The sequence below is a fragment of the Sphingomonas paludis genome (genome assembly GCF_053502515.1).
The window spans coordinates 535,945-551,788 of sequence record NZ_CP187558.1; the positions used below are offsets into that span (position 1 = coordinate 535,945).

Annotated in this window: 16 protein-coding genes; 6 read left to right on the forward strand and 10 right to left on the reverse strand. The window is 65.7% G+C overall.

Annotated features, from left to right (window positions below):
• Window positions 1-162: 162 nt before the first annotated feature.
• Window positions 163-831, reverse strand: a complete 669-nt coding sequence (locus tag ACPVPU_RS02540) for a YggS family pyridoxal phosphate-dependent enzyme (protein WP_448659351.1) — start codon at window positions 829-831, stop codon at window positions 163-165.
• 22 nt (window positions 832-853) lie between these two features.
• Between ACPVPU_RS02540 and ACPVPU_RS02545 the strand changes: the two genes are divergently transcribed.
• Window positions 854-1,420 carry a thiamine phosphate synthase gene (locus tag ACPVPU_RS02545; RefSeq protein ID WP_448659352.1) on the forward strand — a complete coding sequence of 189 codons (567 nt, stop codon included), beginning with the start codon at window positions 854-856 and terminating at the stop codon, window positions 1,418-1,420.
• On the opposite strand, the gene ACPVPU_RS02550 is transcribed toward ACPVPU_RS02545, so the two are convergent.
• Window positions 1,393-2,115, reverse strand: coding sequence for a hypothetical protein (locus ACPVPU_RS02550; protein WP_448659353.1), 723 nt, complete (start codon window positions 2,113-2,115; stop codon window positions 1,393-1,395). The two genes, ACPVPU_RS02545 and ACPVPU_RS02550, sit on opposite strands and share 28 nt — an antisense overlap.
• Window positions 2,116-2,315: 200 nt before the next feature.
• Here ACPVPU_RS02550 and ACPVPU_RS02555 point away from each other — a divergent pair, with 200 nt between their 5' ends.
• Genes ACPVPU_RS02555 through holA form a run of 4 tightly spaced genes read left to right on the forward strand, consistent with a single transcriptional unit; the run spans window position 2,316 to window position 6,780 of the window.
• The gene (locus ACPVPU_RS02555) at window positions 2,316-2,747 is read left to right on the forward strand and encodes a DUF3576 domain-containing protein (protein WP_448660392.1); all 432 of its coding nucleotides are present in this window, start codon (window positions 2,316-2,318) and stop codon (window positions 2,745-2,747) included.
• Window positions 2,748-2,765: 18 nt separating this feature from the next.
• On the forward strand, window positions 2,766-5,261 hold the full coding sequence (leuS, locus tag ACPVPU_RS02560) for a leucine--tRNA ligase (protein WP_448659354.1): 2,496 nt from the start codon (window positions 2,766-2,768) through the stop codon (window positions 5,259-5,261).
• Window positions 5,258-5,761, forward strand: a complete 504-nt coding sequence (gene lptE, locus ACPVPU_RS02565) for an LPS assembly lipoprotein LptE (protein WP_448659355.1) — start codon at window positions 5,258-5,260, stop codon at window positions 5,759-5,761. Before leuS ends, lptE begins: the two co-directional genes overlap by 4 nt.
• The gene (holA, locus tag ACPVPU_RS02570; RefSeq protein WP_448659356.1) at window positions 5,758-6,780 is read left to right on the forward strand and encodes a DNA polymerase III subunit delta; all 1,023 of its coding nucleotides are present in this window, start codon (window positions 5,758-5,760) and stop codon (window positions 6,778-6,780) included. Before lptE ends, holA begins: the two co-directional genes overlap by 4 nt.
• Before the next feature lie 24 nt (window positions 6,781-6,804).
• On the opposite strand, the gene ACPVPU_RS02575 is transcribed toward holA, so the two are convergent.
• From ACPVPU_RS02575 to ACPVPU_RS02600, 6 genes are all read right to left on the reverse strand, one after another.
• Entirely contained in the window at window positions 6,805-7,740 is a 936-nt protein-coding gene (locus tag ACPVPU_RS02575; protein WP_448659357.1) for a ParB/RepB/Spo0J family partition protein, read from the reverse strand.
• Entirely contained in the window at window positions 7,737-8,516 is a 780-nt protein-coding gene (locus ACPVPU_RS02580) for a ParA family protein (RefSeq protein ID WP_448659358.1), read from the reverse strand. The genes ACPVPU_RS02575 and ACPVPU_RS02580 overlap by 4 nt, the downstream gene beginning before the upstream one ends.
• On the reverse strand, window positions 8,513-9,127 hold the full coding sequence (locus ACPVPU_RS02585) for a 16S rRNA (guanine(527)-N(7))-methyltransferase RsmG (RefSeq protein ID WP_448659359.1): 615 nt from the start codon (window positions 9,125-9,127) through the stop codon (window positions 8,513-8,515). The genes ACPVPU_RS02580 and ACPVPU_RS02585 overlap by 4 nt, the downstream gene beginning before the upstream one ends.
• Window positions 9,124-10,971: a tRNA uridine-5-carboxymethylaminomethyl(34) synthesis enzyme MnmG gene (gene mnmG / locus ACPVPU_RS02590; protein WP_448659360.1), complete on the reverse strand. Its 1,848-nt coding sequence runs from the start codon at window positions 10,969-10,971 to the stop codon at window positions 9,124-9,126. The genes ACPVPU_RS02585 and mnmG overlap by 4 nt, the downstream gene beginning before the upstream one ends.
• Before the next feature lie 67 nt (window positions 10,972-11,038).
• Window positions 11,039-12,343, reverse strand: coding sequence for a tRNA uridine-5-carboxymethylaminomethyl(34) synthesis GTPase MnmE (gene mnmE / locus ACPVPU_RS02595; protein WP_448659361.1), 1,305 nt, complete (start codon window positions 12,341-12,343; stop codon window positions 11,039-11,041).
• A 46-nt stretch (window positions 12,344-12,389) separates the two neighbouring features.
• Entirely contained in the window at window positions 12,390-12,632 is a 243-nt protein-coding gene (locus ACPVPU_RS02600; RefSeq protein ID WP_448660393.1) for a DUF6489 family protein, read from the reverse strand.
• Between the two features lie 182 nt (window positions 12,633-12,814).
• On the opposite strand from ACPVPU_RS02600, the gene ACPVPU_RS02605 reads away from it, so the two are divergent.
• Complete coding sequence (locus ACPVPU_RS02605) at window positions 12,815-13,510, forward strand: dienelactone hydrolase family protein (protein ID WP_448659363.1); 696 nt, start codon at window positions 12,815-12,817, stop codon at window positions 13,508-13,510.
• Between the two features lie 58 nt (window positions 13,511-13,568).
• Here the strand turns inward: ACPVPU_RS02605 and ACPVPU_RS02610 are convergent, their stop codons facing one another.
• Together ACPVPU_RS02610 and rho are read right to left on the reverse strand one after the other, a co-directional pair.
• A complete protein-coding gene (locus ACPVPU_RS02610) occupies window positions 13,569-14,300 on the reverse strand; it encodes a TerC family protein (protein ID WP_448659364.1) in 732 nt (243 codons plus the stop codon).
• Between the two features lie 108 nt (window positions 14,301-14,408).
• Window positions 14,409-15,665, reverse strand: coding sequence for a transcription termination factor Rho (rho, locus tag ACPVPU_RS02615; protein WP_448659365.1), 1,257 nt, complete (start codon window positions 15,663-15,665; stop codon window positions 14,409-14,411).
• Window positions 15,666-15,844: the final 179 nt, after the last annotated feature.

Below are 15,844 nucleotides of genomic sequence, written 5' to 3' on the forward strand. Positions count from 1 at the left end.
TGCGCGGGGTTCCGTTGGCGCCATAGCGGATGCCGCCTGCATCCCACACCGATCGGCCGTGACCGCATGCCAGGCACCGCATCATCCATTGCCGGGATTCGCGCTCCAGCCCGCGCATCCATGCCCGGGGCAGCAGCAGCGCGAACAGGCGCTGGACGATGCTCATCCCCGCGCGCCGAACAGGGCGCTGCCGATGCGGACATGGGTCGCCCCGATGGTGACCGCCGTCGGATAGTCCCCCGACATGCCCATGCTGAGGCCCGCCAGGCCGTGATCCCGCGCCAGTTTGGCCAGCAGCGCGAAATAGGGGGCGGGTTCGACATCCAGCGGCGGCACCGCCATCAGGCCCGCGACCGGCAGTCCGGCGGACACTGAAGCTGCCAGCAACGCGGGCAGTTCGGCGACGGGACAGCCGCCCTTTTGCGGTTCGTCACCAATATTCACCTGAATGAAGCAATCGGGCCGCCGACCGGCCCGGTCCATCGCCTTGGCCAGCGCCGTCACCAGCGACGGGCGATCGACCGAATGGATCGCATCGAACAGGCGAACGGCATCGTCCGCCTTGTTCGACTGCAACTGGCCGATCAGGTGCAGCGACAGGCCCGGCGTCTCTGCCATCAGCTCTGGCCATTTGCCCTGCGCTTCCTGCACCCGGTTTTCGCCGAACACCCGCTGGCCAGCCGCGATCAGCGGCCGGATGGCTGCGGCATCGTGCGTCTTGCTGACCGCGATCAGGGTGACGGAATCGGCCCTGCGCCCGGCCAGACGGGCGGCATGGTCGATCTGCTGCTGCACATCGGCCAGCAGGCTTGCGGAATCGTGTTCGGACATCGCCCGCGCTATAGGGACGGCGATGAACCGCCGCCACCCCAAAGCCCTGCCCCGGCTATGGCTGATGACCGACGAGCGGCTGGGGGATGGCGTGATCGATGCGGTCCGCGCCCTCCCGCCGGGATCGGGGGTGATCGTGCGCCATTATGCGACGCCGCTGGCGCAGCGCCGCGCGCTGTTTCGCCGCATCCGCGCCATTGCCATCCATCGCGATCTGACCGTGATCCGCAGCGGCAGCCAGCAGCTGGGCGGTGGCGAGGCCGGGGTGCATGGGCGACACCGCGCCGCCGGTCGCCCGTTGATCCGGACCATGCCCGTGCACGGCGTGGCGGAGGTGCGCGCTGCCCGACGGGCAGCGGCCGATCTTGTTTTCCTGTCCCCCGTCCATCCCACCCGGTCGCATCCGGGCGCCGAGGCGCTGTCGCGCCTTGCCGTCCGCAGGCTGGCGATGGCCAGCCCGGCGCCCGTCATCCTGCTGGGTGGCATGACCAAGCGTCGTGCCCGCGGCTATCGCTGGCGCATGGTTCATGGCTGGGCGGCAATCGACGCGTTCAGCCGAGTTCAGAAGCGGAAAGCGGTCCCGACATAAACCGCCTGCGAATCGCGGCGGTTGTCCTGCAACTGGGGCAGGCGATCCCGCTCCGCCTTGTACCGGACGCCTGCGGTCACATCCAGGTTGCGGCTCAACGAATAGCTGCCGGTCAGGTCGACCGAATAGCTGGGCAGGTCGTTGACCGCGGCGGGCGCATCGGCCAGCGGACGGCTGGCAGTGGCGGTGGCGGATGCCCCCGCGCGCTTGCCGCGATAGCTGAGGCCGAGATCGACCCGTTCCTGGCTACCCGGCGCACCGGCCATGTCGATCCGGGTGATGTCGCTGGATACGGCGAATCGCTTCCACCCGACCGACACGCCCAGATCATAGGCGATCGGGGCCAGCGCGACGCCCGACGGGGCGGCAGCGGCGCTGCGATCCGACAGGACCGGTGAACGATTGCTGCGGGCGCGCACCGCGACCGTCACCGGCTTGCGCCGGTCGATGCCGACACTGGCCGGGGTAAAGCGGAAATTGGTTGCGCTCATCCCGCTGCGCGCGATCAACGCCGCGAGTCGCGGATCGGCACTGGCCGGGGTAAAGCTGCCCAACGGGCGGGGTGCGGCGGCGGCGCGAGCGGCAGCAGCCGCATCCGGCGCCGTTTCCCGGGCGCTGATCGCGGGCGCAATCAGGGCCGTGCCGAGCAGCAGCCCGACAACGCCCGATCCAGCCATGAGTCGCCCAAGGGTCATTCGCCCATCCTTCGCTGATGCTGCTACCACGAACGGCGCTGCATGTTCCACTGCTGGCTGCGCTTTCCCCCCGACCTGTTGCGCGTTATCCACAGCCGATGGTTAACCCGCGCACGGCTTGCGGCACGGGCACCAGCATCTATAGAAGCGGCGTGGCCGTGCCCATGGTTGCCATGGGTCCAATGTTCGAGGAAATGCCGATGATCCGCCTGTCGCGTCTGATGATCCTGGCCCCGGCCGTGCTGGCGTTGGCCGCGTGCGGTGGCCGCGACCGGCCCCAGGCCGATCTGGCCGCATCCCAGGTGACGACGATCGGCGTGAACAGCTATCTGTGGCGCGCCAGCCTGGACACGCTCGGCTTCATGCCGCTCCTGCAGACCGATTCGAACGGCGGCGTGATCGTTACCGACTGGTATGTGAATCCCAACACCCCGACGGAACGCAGCAAGGTGACCGTATCGATCCTCGACCGCGATCTGCGCGCGGACGCCCTGCGCGTCGCGGCCCAGCGCCAGCTCAATCGCGGCGGCCAGTGGGTCGATGCGCCCGTACAGGCAGCGACCGTGCAAAAGCTTGAGGACATCATCCTCACCCGCGCCCGCGACCTGCGCCGCGCGGCCGTCATCGATTAAGGACAGGCACACCCCCCCATGGCGTCACGCTTCAACGCGCTGAAGGCGGACGCGCACTGGCAATCGGTCTGGGACGAGCGCCAGACCTTTGCCGCGCGCGACACATCCCCCAAGCCCAAAAGCTATGTGCTCGAGATGTTTCCCTATCCGTCGGGAAAGATCCATATGGGCCATGTGCGGAACTACACCATGGGCGACGTGCTCGCCCGGTTCCGCCGGATGCAGGGGATGGAGGTGCTCCACCCGATGGGCTGGGACGCGTTCGGCATGCCGGCCGAAAACGCGGCAATGGAACGCAAGGTGCATCCCGGCGCCTGGACCTATGACAATATCGCCACCATGCGGGCGCAGCTGAAGCGGCTGGGCTTCGCGCTGGACTGGTCGCGCGAACTGGCGACCTGCGATCCCGCCTATTACGGGCACGAACAGGCGCTGTTCCTCGATCTCTATGCCGCCGGGCTGGTTTACCGCAAGGAAAGCGCGGTCAACTGGGATCCGGTCGACATGACCGTGCTGGCCAATGAACAGGTGATCGACGGGCGCGGCTGGCGCTCCGGCGCGCTGGTTGAAAAGCGCAAGCTTTCCCAGTGGTTCCTGAAGATCACCGACTTTGCCGAGGATTTGCTGGCCGGGCTGGACGCGCTTGAGCATTGGCCGGACAAGGTCAAGCTGATGCAGGAAAACTGGATCGGCAAATCGGTCGGCCTGCAATTCCGCTTCGCTTTGCCGGACGGCGGCTCGGTCGAGGTGTTCACCACTCGACCGGACACGATCTTCGGGTCGAGTTTCGTCGCCATCGCCGCCGATCACCCGATCGCTCAGGCGCTGGCCGCGAACGACCCGGCGGTGCAGGCGTTCATCGATCAGTGCAAGCTGGGTGGAACGACGGCGGCCGAGATCGAGACGCAGGAGAAGCTGGGGCTGGATACTGGCCTCCGCGCCACGCATCCCTTTGATTGCGAATGGCAATTGCCGGTCTATATCGCCAATTTCGTGCTGATGGATTATGGCACCGGCGCGGTGTTCGGCGTCCCCGCGCATGACCAGCGCGACCTGGATTTCGCCCGCAAATACGCCCTGCCCGTCCGCCGCGTGGTCAGCGATGGCGACGCCACTAATCCGGTGTTCGAGGGCAATACCGCCTATACCGGCCCCGGCACACTGGTGAACTCCCGCTTCCTCGACGGCCTGTCGGTTGAGGACGCCAAGCGGATGGTGATCGCCCGCGCCGAGGCGGAGGGCTGGGGCAAGGGCACGACGGTCTGGCGGCTGCGCGACTGGGGCGTATCGCGCCAGCGTTACTGGGGCACGCCCATCCCGATCATTCACTGCGATGCATGCGGCGCGGTGCCGGTGCCGAAGGACCAGCTGCCCGTCACCCTTCCGGATGACGTCAGTTTCGACATTCCCGGCAATCCGCTGGACCGGCACCCGTTCTGGCGTCATGTCGATTGCCCAAGCTGCGGTGCCCCGGCACGCCGCGAAACCGACACGCTCGACACGTTCGTCGACTCCAGTTGGTATTTCATCCGCTTTGCCAGCCAGCCCGCTGACAAACCCTTCGATAAGGGCGTGGCCGAAAGCTGGCTGCCCGTCGCGCAATATATCGGCGGGGTCGAACACGCGATCCTGCATCTGCTCTACGCCCGGTTCTGGACGCGCGCGCTCAACCATATCGGCAAGCTGGATGTCGCGGAGCCTTTCGCGGGCCTGTTCACCCAGGGTATGGTGACGCACGAGACCTATAAATCGGCGGATGGCCGCTGGTTGTCGCCCGACGAGATTCGCGACGGCATGGAAACCGCAACCGGTCAGCCGGTGACAGTCGGCCGCGTCGAAAAAATGTCGAAATCCAAGAAGAACACCGTCGATCCGACCGAAATCGTCGATCAGTACGGGGCGGATGCTGTCCGCTGGTTCATGCTGTCGGATTCGCCGCCGGAGCGCGATCTGGAATGGTCGGAAAATGGCATCGAGGGCGCGTGGCGTTTCATCCAGCGGCTGTGGCGCCTGTTCGATGGGCTGGACGACGCAACGGGCGAAGACAGGGCGCTCGACCGCAAGCTTCATCGGACGATCGCTGGCGTGGCCGAGGATGTCGAGGCACTGGCGTTCAACAAGGCGGTCGCCAAGCTCTATGAACTGGTCAGCGCCATCGAAAAAGCAGCACCCTCGGCGTCCCGCACCACCGCCATCCGTGCGCTCGCCCGGATCGTCGCGCCGATGGCCCCACATATCGCGGAGGAAGCCTGGGCGGCATGGGGCAAGGACGGCCTGATCGCCGATGCCGACTGGCCTGCTGTCGATCCTGCGCTGCTGGTCGATGACGAGGTGACCGTCGCGGTGCAGGTGAACGGCAAGCTGCGCGACACGCTGACCCTGCCCAAGGGGACGGCCAAGGACGTTGCGGAAGCCGCCGCGCTGGCGTCGGACAAGGTGCAGCGCATTCTGGAAGGGGCCACCCCGAAAAAAGTGATTGTGGTGCCCGACCGGCTGGTCAACATCGTCGCATGACCCGCCTGATCGCCCCGCTGTTGCTGATCGCCCTGCTTGGCGGCTGCGGCCTGCGCCCCCTCTATGGCGGCGGCATGAACAGCCCGGTGCGCGCGGTGCTGACCGGGATCGACGTGGCCCCGATCGAGGGGCAGTCGGGCTGGCTGGTGGCCAATGCGCTGCGCGACCGGCTGGCCGGGACCAGCGACGGCGGCACTGCCGCCTATCGGCTGGATGTAACGCTGGACGATCAGATCATCGGCCTTGGCGTGCGCGGCGATGACAGCGTGGCACGGGAACGGCGTACCCTGCGCGCTCGCTATCAGCTGGTGGAGCTTGCCACCGGCCAGGTCGTGCTCGACGCCAGCGCCGGATCGGACGCCGGTATCGACGTCGTCGGATCGGAATATGCCACCATCGCCGCCGAACGCACCGCGCTGGAACGGCTGTCCGGCATCGTCGCCGACCAGATGGTTTCCCGCATCGCCCTGTTCTCGGAGCGGCGGGCCGGAGCCGAGTGAAGCTCACCAAGCCCGCCGATATCACTGCCCGGCTGGACCGTCCGGGCGACGAGATCCGCCTGTATCTGTTGCACGGACCCGATGAGGCGGGCGCGGCGACGCTGGTGGACAGGCTGGCCCGGGCCATGGGACCGGAGGCAGAGCGCGTCGACCTGGACGGCGCAGGCCTGCGGAGCAATCCCGGTCGTCTGGCAGAGGAGGCCGCATCGTTATCGCTGTTCGGCGACCGGCGCTGGATCCGGGTCACGGGGGCGGGCGAGGAATCGCTGGCGGCGGTCGAACAGTTGCTGGCCGTTGAGCGGGCCGGAAACCCGGCTGTAATGATCGCCCCCGGGGTCAAGACGACCGGCAAGCTGGTCAAGCTGTGCCAGTCGCACGGCAAAGCGGTCGCCTTTGGCTGCTATGTCCCCGATGCCGCCGCTGCGGCACGCATCGCCGCCGATCTGGCCCGCGAGCAGGGCGTGCGGCTGGATCCGCGCGCGGCACAGCGGCTGGCGGTGGCCAGCGGCGGCGACCGTGCCGTCATGGCCCGCGAGATTGAAAAGCTGTCGCTGTTTCTGGACGCGGCCCCCGATCGTCCGGTCGATGCGCGGATCGATACCCTGGCGATGATCGGTGCCGATCTGGAAGAGCATCAGGTCGGGCATCTGGTCGACGCCATGCTGGACGGCGCCCTTCCGGCGCTGGCGGCCGATCTGACGCGGTTCCAGGCGGAGGGGATCAGCGGCGTCATGATCATCCGGGCGGCGGTGCGCCGGCTGACCGAACTGGCCGTCATGCGCCAACAGGTCGACCGGGGCGGCGGCGTCAAGGATGCGGTCGAGGCCGCACGGGTGCATTTCAAGGAACAGGACAAGGTGGTCCGGCAACTGCGCCACTGGACATCGCCGCGCATCGCCGCCGCGATCCATCAGCTGCAATCGGCGGAGCGGGCGATCAAATCGAGCGGATCGCTCGGCGACCTGTTGGGTGCATCGACGATGATCGACCTGGCTGCCGAAGGCACCCGATTGCGCTGATCAGGGTCCAACCCACTGAAATTGCTAGAATTTGTCGCCGGTCAAACGCTGACACACCATGTCCAACTGGTCCAGCGTGGCATAATCGATGGTGATCGATCCACCGCCGGTCCCGCCATGGCCGATCCGCACCTTCAAACCCAATGCGTCGCCCAGATGCTGTTCCAGGGCGGCGATATCGGCATTGCCGCCTGCATTGTCCTCGGCAGGAGAAGCAACGCCGCGTTTGCCGGGTGCCTCCGTTAGCGAACCCCCGCGCCCCTTGGCCAGCTTTTCGGTATCGCGGACCGACAGGCCGCGTGCGATCACATCGGCCGCCATTCCTTCGGGATCGTCGACGCTCAACAGCGCCCGGGCGTGGCCCATCGACAATCGCCCTTCGATCACATGCCGCTGCACTTCCGCCGGCAGGTCAAGGAGGCGCAACAGGTTGGCGATGTGGCTGCGCGATTTGTGGACGATCTTTGCCAGCGCATCCTGCGTATGGCCGAACTGTTCGATCAGCTTGGCATATGCGTCCGCCTCTTCGATCGCGTTCAGATCCTGTCGCTGGATATTCTCCACCAGCGCGATTTCCAGCGTCGCCGCATCGTCCAGTTCGCGGACGATGACCGGCACCTCGTGCAACCGCGCGCGCTGAGCCGCACGCCAGCGCCGTTCGCCGGCGACGATCTGATAATCCTTGCCATGCGGACGGACGACGATCGGCTGAACGATGCCACGCGCCGCAATGGATTGGGCCAGTTCGTCCAGCGCCGATTCCTCGAAATGGCGGCGCGGCTGTTCGGGATGGGGCGACAGCGCGCTGATGGGCAGCATCCGCACCCCGCCACCCGCGCGCGGCGACCCGGCGACCTCCGGCTTGTCCGGGGTCGGCGCCTCGCCCAACAGGGCACCAAGGCCGCGACCCAGACCGGTGCGGGGCTTGCGGGCAGCGGCGGGGGCGTTGGAATCGGTCATGCGGCCTTCGCTTGTTTGGGCAACCGGGCAATCAGTTCGCGGGCCAATGCGATATAGGCCTCCGATCCCGGGCATCGATAATCATAGATCAGCGCCGGCAATCCATGGCTGGGCGCTTCGGACAGGCGGACGTTGCGCGGAATGACGGTATCGAACACCACCTTGCCCAATACCTGTCGCACATCGTCTGACACCTGTTCGGTCAACCGATTGCGCCGATCATACATGGTCAGCACCACGCCCAGGATCGACAGGCCGGGATTGAACCGGGCGCGAATGCGCTCGACCGTGGTCAGCAGCTGGCTCAACCCCTCCAGCGCAAAGAATTCGCATTGCAACGGCACGAGCAGCGCATGCGCGGCAACCATCGCATTGATCGTCAACAGGCCAAGCGAGGGAGGACAATCGATCAGCACCACGTCCCAGCGATCGCCACTGCGCGCCATTGCCTGATCCAGCCGGTGGGTTCGCGCATCAAACTCGATCAGTTCGATTTCCGCGCCGGACAGGTCGACCGTGGCAGGCACGATGTCCAGCCGTGGCACCTTGGTCGGAATGGCGGCCTGATCCAGCGTCGCTTCGCCGATCAACAGGTCATAGGTCGAAAATTCCCGGTCAGCCTTTGGCACACCCAGGCCGGTGGAGGCATTGCCCTGCGGGTCCAGATCGATCAGCAGGACCCGCGACCCGGTGGCGGCGAGCGCCGTGCCGACGTTGATCGCCGTCGTCGTCTTGCCAACCCCGCCCTTTTGATTGGCGATGGTGATACAGATCATCGAGGCCTGACCTTGCTCGCGATGACGATACCGGATTCGGCATCGGTCACGCTGGGTTCCACGTGAAACACACCTTGCCATGTGCGTCGGGCAATCGCCACCTCCGAATGCGCCGACTTGCCCTTTGGCAGCAGCCAGAACGGGTCGGCCGCGCAATGCCGCGAGGCTGCGGTAAAGAGCTCCGGCAAGGGTGCGACTGCCCGCGCCGAAATGACTGAAGCTGGCTGTGCCGGGACCGTCTCGGCCTTGCCGGTCAGCACCGTCGCATTGCGCAGGTCGAGCATCGCCACGCAGCGCTCCAGAAACTCGACCCGCCGCCTGCGTGGTTCGACCATAACTATGGGATCGTCGCGCAAGATGGCAATAACGATGCCCGGCAACCCTGCCCCGGTGCCGATATCCAGCCAACACCCGTTCCGGTCTGCCGCATGAGCCAGCAATTGTGCCGAATCGACGATATGGCGATGCCAAACCGCATTCAGCGTCGACCGGGCGATCAGACTCTGTCGCTCGGCCTCGTCCACCAACAAGCTGACGAATCGGCTTAGCGCTGTTTCACGTGAAACACCCCAGCGATCGATCAGCCATTGGCGGGCATCGTCCTCGGTCATGCAGCACGCTTCCGACTATGCAGGTGGATCGCGGCCAAAGCGGCTGGCGTCACTCCCCGCACCCGCGATGCTTCGCCGAGCGACTGGGGCCGCGCCGCCGACAGTCGCTCGACCATCTCGATCGACAGACCCGGGACCGCTGCATAGTCGAAATCCGGTGCGATCCGTTCGTTTTCACTGGCGCGCAGGGCAGCGATTTCAGCCGCCTGCCGCTCCAGATACGGGGCATAGCGTGCATCCTCGACGGCCTCGGCGAGTAAGGACGGATCATACCGGTCGGCGATGCCCGGCAATAGCTGGTCCAGACTTGCACCATTCAGCCGCAGCCAGTCGCTGACCGACCGGCGACTGCCATCCTGAGCCACTTTGATCCCGAGCGCTTGCACCTCCGCCGCGTTAAAGCAATTGTCCAGTTCTGCATCGATAGCCTGGCGGGCGCCGCTGCGACGATCGAGATGCGCGATCCGTTCGGGTGACAGGCAACCAATGGCTCGCCCCACCGGTCCAAGCCGCGCTTCTGCATTATCCGCGCGCAACCGCAGACGATATTCCGCCCGTGCCGTCAGCATCCGGTATGGCTCGGTCACCCCCTGGATCACCAGGTCGTCGATCATCACCGCCAGATAGCTGACCGACCGATCGAGCAGCAGCGGCGCCAGGGACAGTGCATGCGCAGCGGCATTGGCGCCGGCCACCAGCCCCTGCCCCGCCGCTTCCTCATATCCGGTGGTGCCGTTGATCTGACCGGCACAGAACAGTCCGGGCACCGCCGCAACCGCCAGCCGATGATCCAGCGCGCGCGGGTCGATATGATCATATTCCACGGCATAGCCCGGGACGACGATGGACGCGCGTTCCAGCCCCGGCATGGTCCGCACCATCGCCAATTGCACGTCAGCTGGCAGCGATGTGGAAATTCCGTTCGGATAGACCAGCGGGCTGTCCAACCCCTCCGGCTCCAGAAATACCTGATGCCCGTCCCGGTCACCAAACCGATGGATCTTGTCCTCGATTGAAGGGCAATAGCGCGGTCCGGCAGCGCCGATGGCACCGGTGAACAGCGGCGAACGATCCAGCGACGCACGGATGATGGCATGGGTCTGTTCGGTGGTGCGGGTGATCGCGCAGAACAGCTGTGGCAACGGACGCTGCCGACCGGTCATCGGCGACATGGTCCAGCCATCGTCGTCCGACGGCTGTTCTTCCAATCGTGCCCAGTCGATGGTGCGCCCGTCGATCCGTGGCGGCGTCCCGGTTTTCAGCCGGGTGATCGGCAAGCCGATGGCGCGCAATTGCCGGCCAAGCTCGGTCGCCGCCCGTTCGTCCACGCGCCCGCCCTCTGCCCGCTCTTCCCCGCGAAAGATGCGACCGCCCAGGAACGTGCCGGTTGCCAGGACCACGGCGGGGGCGTGAAGGCTGCTGCCATCGCCCATGCATACGCCTTGCACCGTGCCGCCGGCATCCAGGATCAGCCGATCGGCTTCCCCTACGACGATCGTCAATTGCGGGAGTGCAGCCAGCATTTGCTGGATCGCCGCAGCATAGCGAACCCGATCGGCCTGAACCCGTGGCCCCTGCACCGCCGCGCCCTTGCTGCGGTTCAACAGGCGATAATGAATCGCGGCTGCATCGGCCGCGCGCGCGATCAGGCCGTCCAGCGCGTCCACTTCCCGCACCAGATGGCCCTTGCCCAGCCCGCCGATCGCCGGGTTGCACGACATGGCGCCGATCTTTGTGCGGTCGAAGCTGACCAGTGCCGTGCGCGCACCGCGTCTGGCTGCCACAGCGGCAGCTTCGGTACCGGCATGGCCGCCGCCGATCACGATGACATCAAATTCGGGCATCACGCCTCTGTCGATACTTCAGCCGGGCAAATCCGTCAAAGCGATCGGCACCGTTTCACGTGAAACATCACTTGCCGATGCAGAACCGACCGAACAGGCTGTCGAGCATGGCCTCCACATCCGCCCTACCGGTAATCCGATCGAACGCGGTCCTGGCAGAGCGTAATTCCTCTGCAAGCAACAACGGGTCCGGGGTTTGGGCAGCTTCGCTGAGCGCGTGCTGAGCCTTGCCCAGCAGGACGTGTTGCCGCTGGTTCAGGACCAGCCCGTCGAGCCGGGGGATCATCACCGATACCCGCTCTTCCAGCGCCGTCCATAGATCGGCAATCCCCTCGCCCGTGACGGCGGAAAGCAGGATTCCGCTGCCAGTTCTGCCACCAGCTCGGCCCGGTTCATCGGTGCGGGGGTAAACCGCAATCGCGTTGGGGATGGCCGCCTCCCCACCGGGTGGCGCATCGTCGCCCAGCCAGACCAGGATATCGGCCTCGACCATCGCCCGGTGAGATCGCTCGATCCCCATCGCCTCGATCGGATCGGCGGTGTCCGACGCCAGCCCCGCAGTATCGATGAATACCCATGCGATGCCGTTTCGCTGCACCGGCACCTCGATCCTGTCGCGCGTCGTGCCGGCGATGGGCGAAGTGATGGCGGCGTCCCGGTCGGTCAACCGATTGAGCAAAGTGGACTTTCCGGCATTGGGCGGGCCGGCCAGCACCACGCGGATGCCGTCGCGCAGGCGTTCGACGGGCGGGTTCTGCAATGCGTCGGCAATACTATTGGCAAGCGCCGCTGCCTGTTGGCGGATCGGTTCCAATGCCTGCGGATCATCATCGACATCGCCCTCGTCGCCATGATCCAACACAGCCTCGACCCCGGCGGACAGCATCAGGACGCTATGCTGCCATTGTTCGACCTGTCGCCGCACCCCGCCCTCTGCACTGGCCAGCGCGGCACGGCGCTGATCCTCGGTTTCGGCGGCCAACAGATCGCCCAGCCCCTCCGCTTCGGTCAGGTCGATTCGCCCGTGCATCAGTGCGCGGCGCGTAAACTCGCCCGGCTCGGCCATGCGCAACCCCGACTGAGCTGCCAGCACCGACAGCACCCGCGCGACCACTGCCCGCCCGCCATGCAGATGCAGTTCGACCAGATCCTCGCCGGTCGCCGTTCCCGGTCCGGGAAACACCAGCAGGATGGCGTCATCGAGCGGATCGCCCGTGGCAGGATCGATCAGCCGCCTGCGGGCGGCCCGGCGCGGCGGCGGCAGCGGCTGCGCCAGCCGTTCGGCCACCGCCATGGCCTGGCCGCCGCTGATCCGCACGACGGCAATGGCAGCGGGCGGCGCACCACTGGACAAGGCAAAGATCGTCTGCATGACCCTGTGCCCGATCAACCCCCGCAATTAGTGATAGGAGCCGTCATCATCCCTCGCGCTTGCCGCCGCCCATGCCGGTTTCGAACAGCCCGCGCCAGAAATTGAACCCCGCCTCGCCCATGGGTGCCCAATTGCGCATCATCTGATCCATCAATTCCGGGCTGGCCCCTTTTTCCAGTGTTTCCAGCATCATGGCGATATACCGGTCATGTACCGGCGTGAAATCCGGCAAGCCCATCGCCCGGCGCGCCTCTTCGGGCGTGCATTCCACTTCGACATTGATCTTCATCGGCTCGTTTCTCCGGTTGCCGGTCATCGGCAAGGGCCGATAATGCGCCACCGACTATGCGCGGGAAAGCGGCGCTTTCGCAACGCCTGTCACCGGAATCCCGTTGTCCCGGCCATGGCGCGTCCCCATGTCCGCCGGGCATCGGACCGGCACGGATCGCCGCTCAATCAGGGAGAATGCACATGTCATCCGTCACCATTACCCCGCTGGACGGCCAGGGCCAGTTCCAGGCCTATCTGGCGCAACCCAACGGGACGCCAAAGGCCGCGATCGTGGTGATCCAGGAAATATTCGGCGTGAACCCCGGGATACGCCGGAAATGCGACCGGTTGGCCGAACAGGGCTATCTGGCGATTGCGCCGGACCTGTTCTGGCGACTGGAACCGGGCATCGAGCTGGACCCGGATGTCGAGGCTGAACTGAACCGTGGGTTGGACCTGATGGGCCAGTTCGATCAGGACAAGGGCATCGAGGATATCGAAGCCACGATCCGCACCGCGCGCGACCATGTGGGCGGGGGAAAGGTCGGGGCGGTCGGCTACTGTCTGGGCGGGCGTCTGGCCTATATGACCGCGGCGCGGACCGATGTGGATGCCACGGTCGGATATTATGCGGTCGGCATCGACGGCCTGCTGGACGAGGCGACGTCGATTGCCCATCCGCTGATGCTGCACATTGCCGGCGACGACGGGTTCGTTCCCGCCGAGGTTCAGGCGGCGATGCATGAAGGTCTGGACGATCATCCCAAAGTCGTGCTGCACGACTATCCGGGGATGGATCACGGCTTTGCCACCGAAATGGGCAAACGCCGGTCGGAAGCAGCGGCCGAGTTGGCGGACCAGCGGACGGCCGAGTTCTTCACCAGCCATCTGGGCTGAACGGAACCGGCGGGAAATGACGGCAGGGCGACGGCCAACCCGTCGCCCTGAACCGCTGTCAGCCAAACAGGCTGAGGATCCCCGGGGTTTCCGCGTTGCCCAGCCAGCCTTCGTAAATCATCTTCAGCGCGACGAAGACGATCACCGCCAGCCCGAAATAGGCAATCCAGCGATACCGGTCGATCAGCTGGGCGATGGCGTTGGCCGCCAGGCCCATCAGCGCAACGGACAGCAGCAAGCCGACGACCAGGATGCCGGGATGCTCGCGCGCGGCGCCCGCCACGGCCAGCACATTATCCAGACTCATCGATACGTCGGCAACGGCGACCGCCCAGGCGGCCCCGGCGAAGCTCTTGGCCGGCCGCAGACCCGATCCCTCATCGCCCGCGATCTCGGGCGAACCGGCGCTTTCCCCCGCCCCGTGGCGGATTTCCCGCCAGAATTTCCAGCTCACCCACAACAGCAACAGCCCGCCGGCAAAGATCAAGCCGACAATCCCCATCAGCCAGCTGACGATCAGCGCAAAGGCAATGCGCAGCACCAACGCCGCGCCGATGCCGATCAGGATCACCTTCTTGCGCTGATCGGCAGGCAGGCCCGCCGCCAGCGCGCCGACGACGATCGCATTGTCGCCTGCCAGCACCAGGTCGATCATCAGCACCGATCCGAATGCAGCCAGCGCCGCCGGTTCGCCCAGATTGGAGAAGTCGCGGATGATATTGTCCCAGATATCGGCCGGAGAACCGAGCCCCTGGGCAGCCGTGGCGGCGTGATAGAACAGGTCGAGCATGCTGTGTCCCTAATGACGATGGCGGCCCCCGCCAAGCCGGGGCCGCCATCGCGTCAACATTGCAAATCGCTATGGGTTGCAGGCCACCGTGTGGCGGCACGCAATCCGTTACTGGTTCATCGAATCGAAGAAATCCTCGTTCGTCTTGGAATCCTTCATCTTGTCGAGCAGGAACTCCATGGCGTCGATCGTGCCCATCTGCATCAGAATGCGGCGCAGCACCCACATCTTGGACAGCTTGCCCTTGTCGACCAGCAATTCTTCCTTGCGGGTGCCCGACTTGCCGACATCCAGCGCCGGGAACACGCGCTTGTCGGCGACCTTGCGGTCCAGCACGATTTCGGAGTTGCCGGTGCCCTTGAACTCTTCAAAGATCACTTCGTCCATGCGGCTGCCTGTATCGATCAGCGCGGTGGCGATGATGGAGAGCGAACCGCCTTCCTCGATGTTGCGCGCGGCGCCGAAGAACCGCTTCGGCCGCTGCAGCGCATTGGCATCGACGCCGCCGGTCAGCACCTTGCCCGACGATGGCACGACCGTGTTGTAGGCACGGCCCAGCCGGGTGATGGAATCGAGCAGGATGACGACGTCCTTTTTATGCTCGACCAGCCGCTTGGCCTTTTCGATCACCATTTCCGCGACCTGGACGTGGCGCGTGGCGGGCTCGTCGAAGGTGGAGGACACGACCTCGCCCTTCACGCTGCGCTGCATGTCGGTCACTTCCTCGGGCCGTTCGTCGATCAGCAGGACGATCAGGAACACCTCGGGGTGATTGTCGGTAATCGCCTTGGCGATATTCTGCAGCATCACCGTCTTGCCGACGCGCGGCGGCGCGACGATCAGCGTGCGCTGGCCCTTGCCCTGCGGCGAGACGATGTCGATGACCCGTGCGGACTTGTCCTTCTGCGTCGGATCATAGGGGTCAAGCGTCAGCTTGCTGTCGGGATAGAGCGGGGTCAGGTTGTCGAAATTGACCCGGTGGCGCACCGCGTCCGGATCGTCGAAATTCACCTTGTTCAGCTTGGTCAGCGCGAAATAGCGTTCGCCGTCCTTGGGCGCGCGCACTTCGCCTTCCACCGTGTCGCCGGTGCGCAGGCCGAACTTGCGCACCTGGTTGGGGCTGACATAGATGTCGTCGGGACCGGCCAGGTAATTGGCCTCCGGGCTGCGCAGGAAGCCGAAACCGTCCTGCAGCACCTCGATCGTGCCCTCGCCCATGATCTGTTCGCCGTTATCGGCCTGCGCCTTCAGGATGGCGAACATCAGGTCCTGCTTGCGCAGCGTCGATGCGCTTTCCACGCCCAGCGCTTCGGCCATGCCGACCAGTTCGGCGGGCGGTGTTTTCTTGAGGTCTTTCAGGTGCATCGGAACATTCCGTGAAGGCAGTTGGGGGAAAAGCGCCGACGCTGTTCAGGACGAACGCGCACTGGTCAGGCAAGACAAGGGATCGGCCGCGAATGGACCGCCCGCGCTGCCTATTCAGGTATCGTCGTCATTCCCCGCCGTCAAGCCACCGCCCTGCCCCGACGCATCGAACCGGCTGC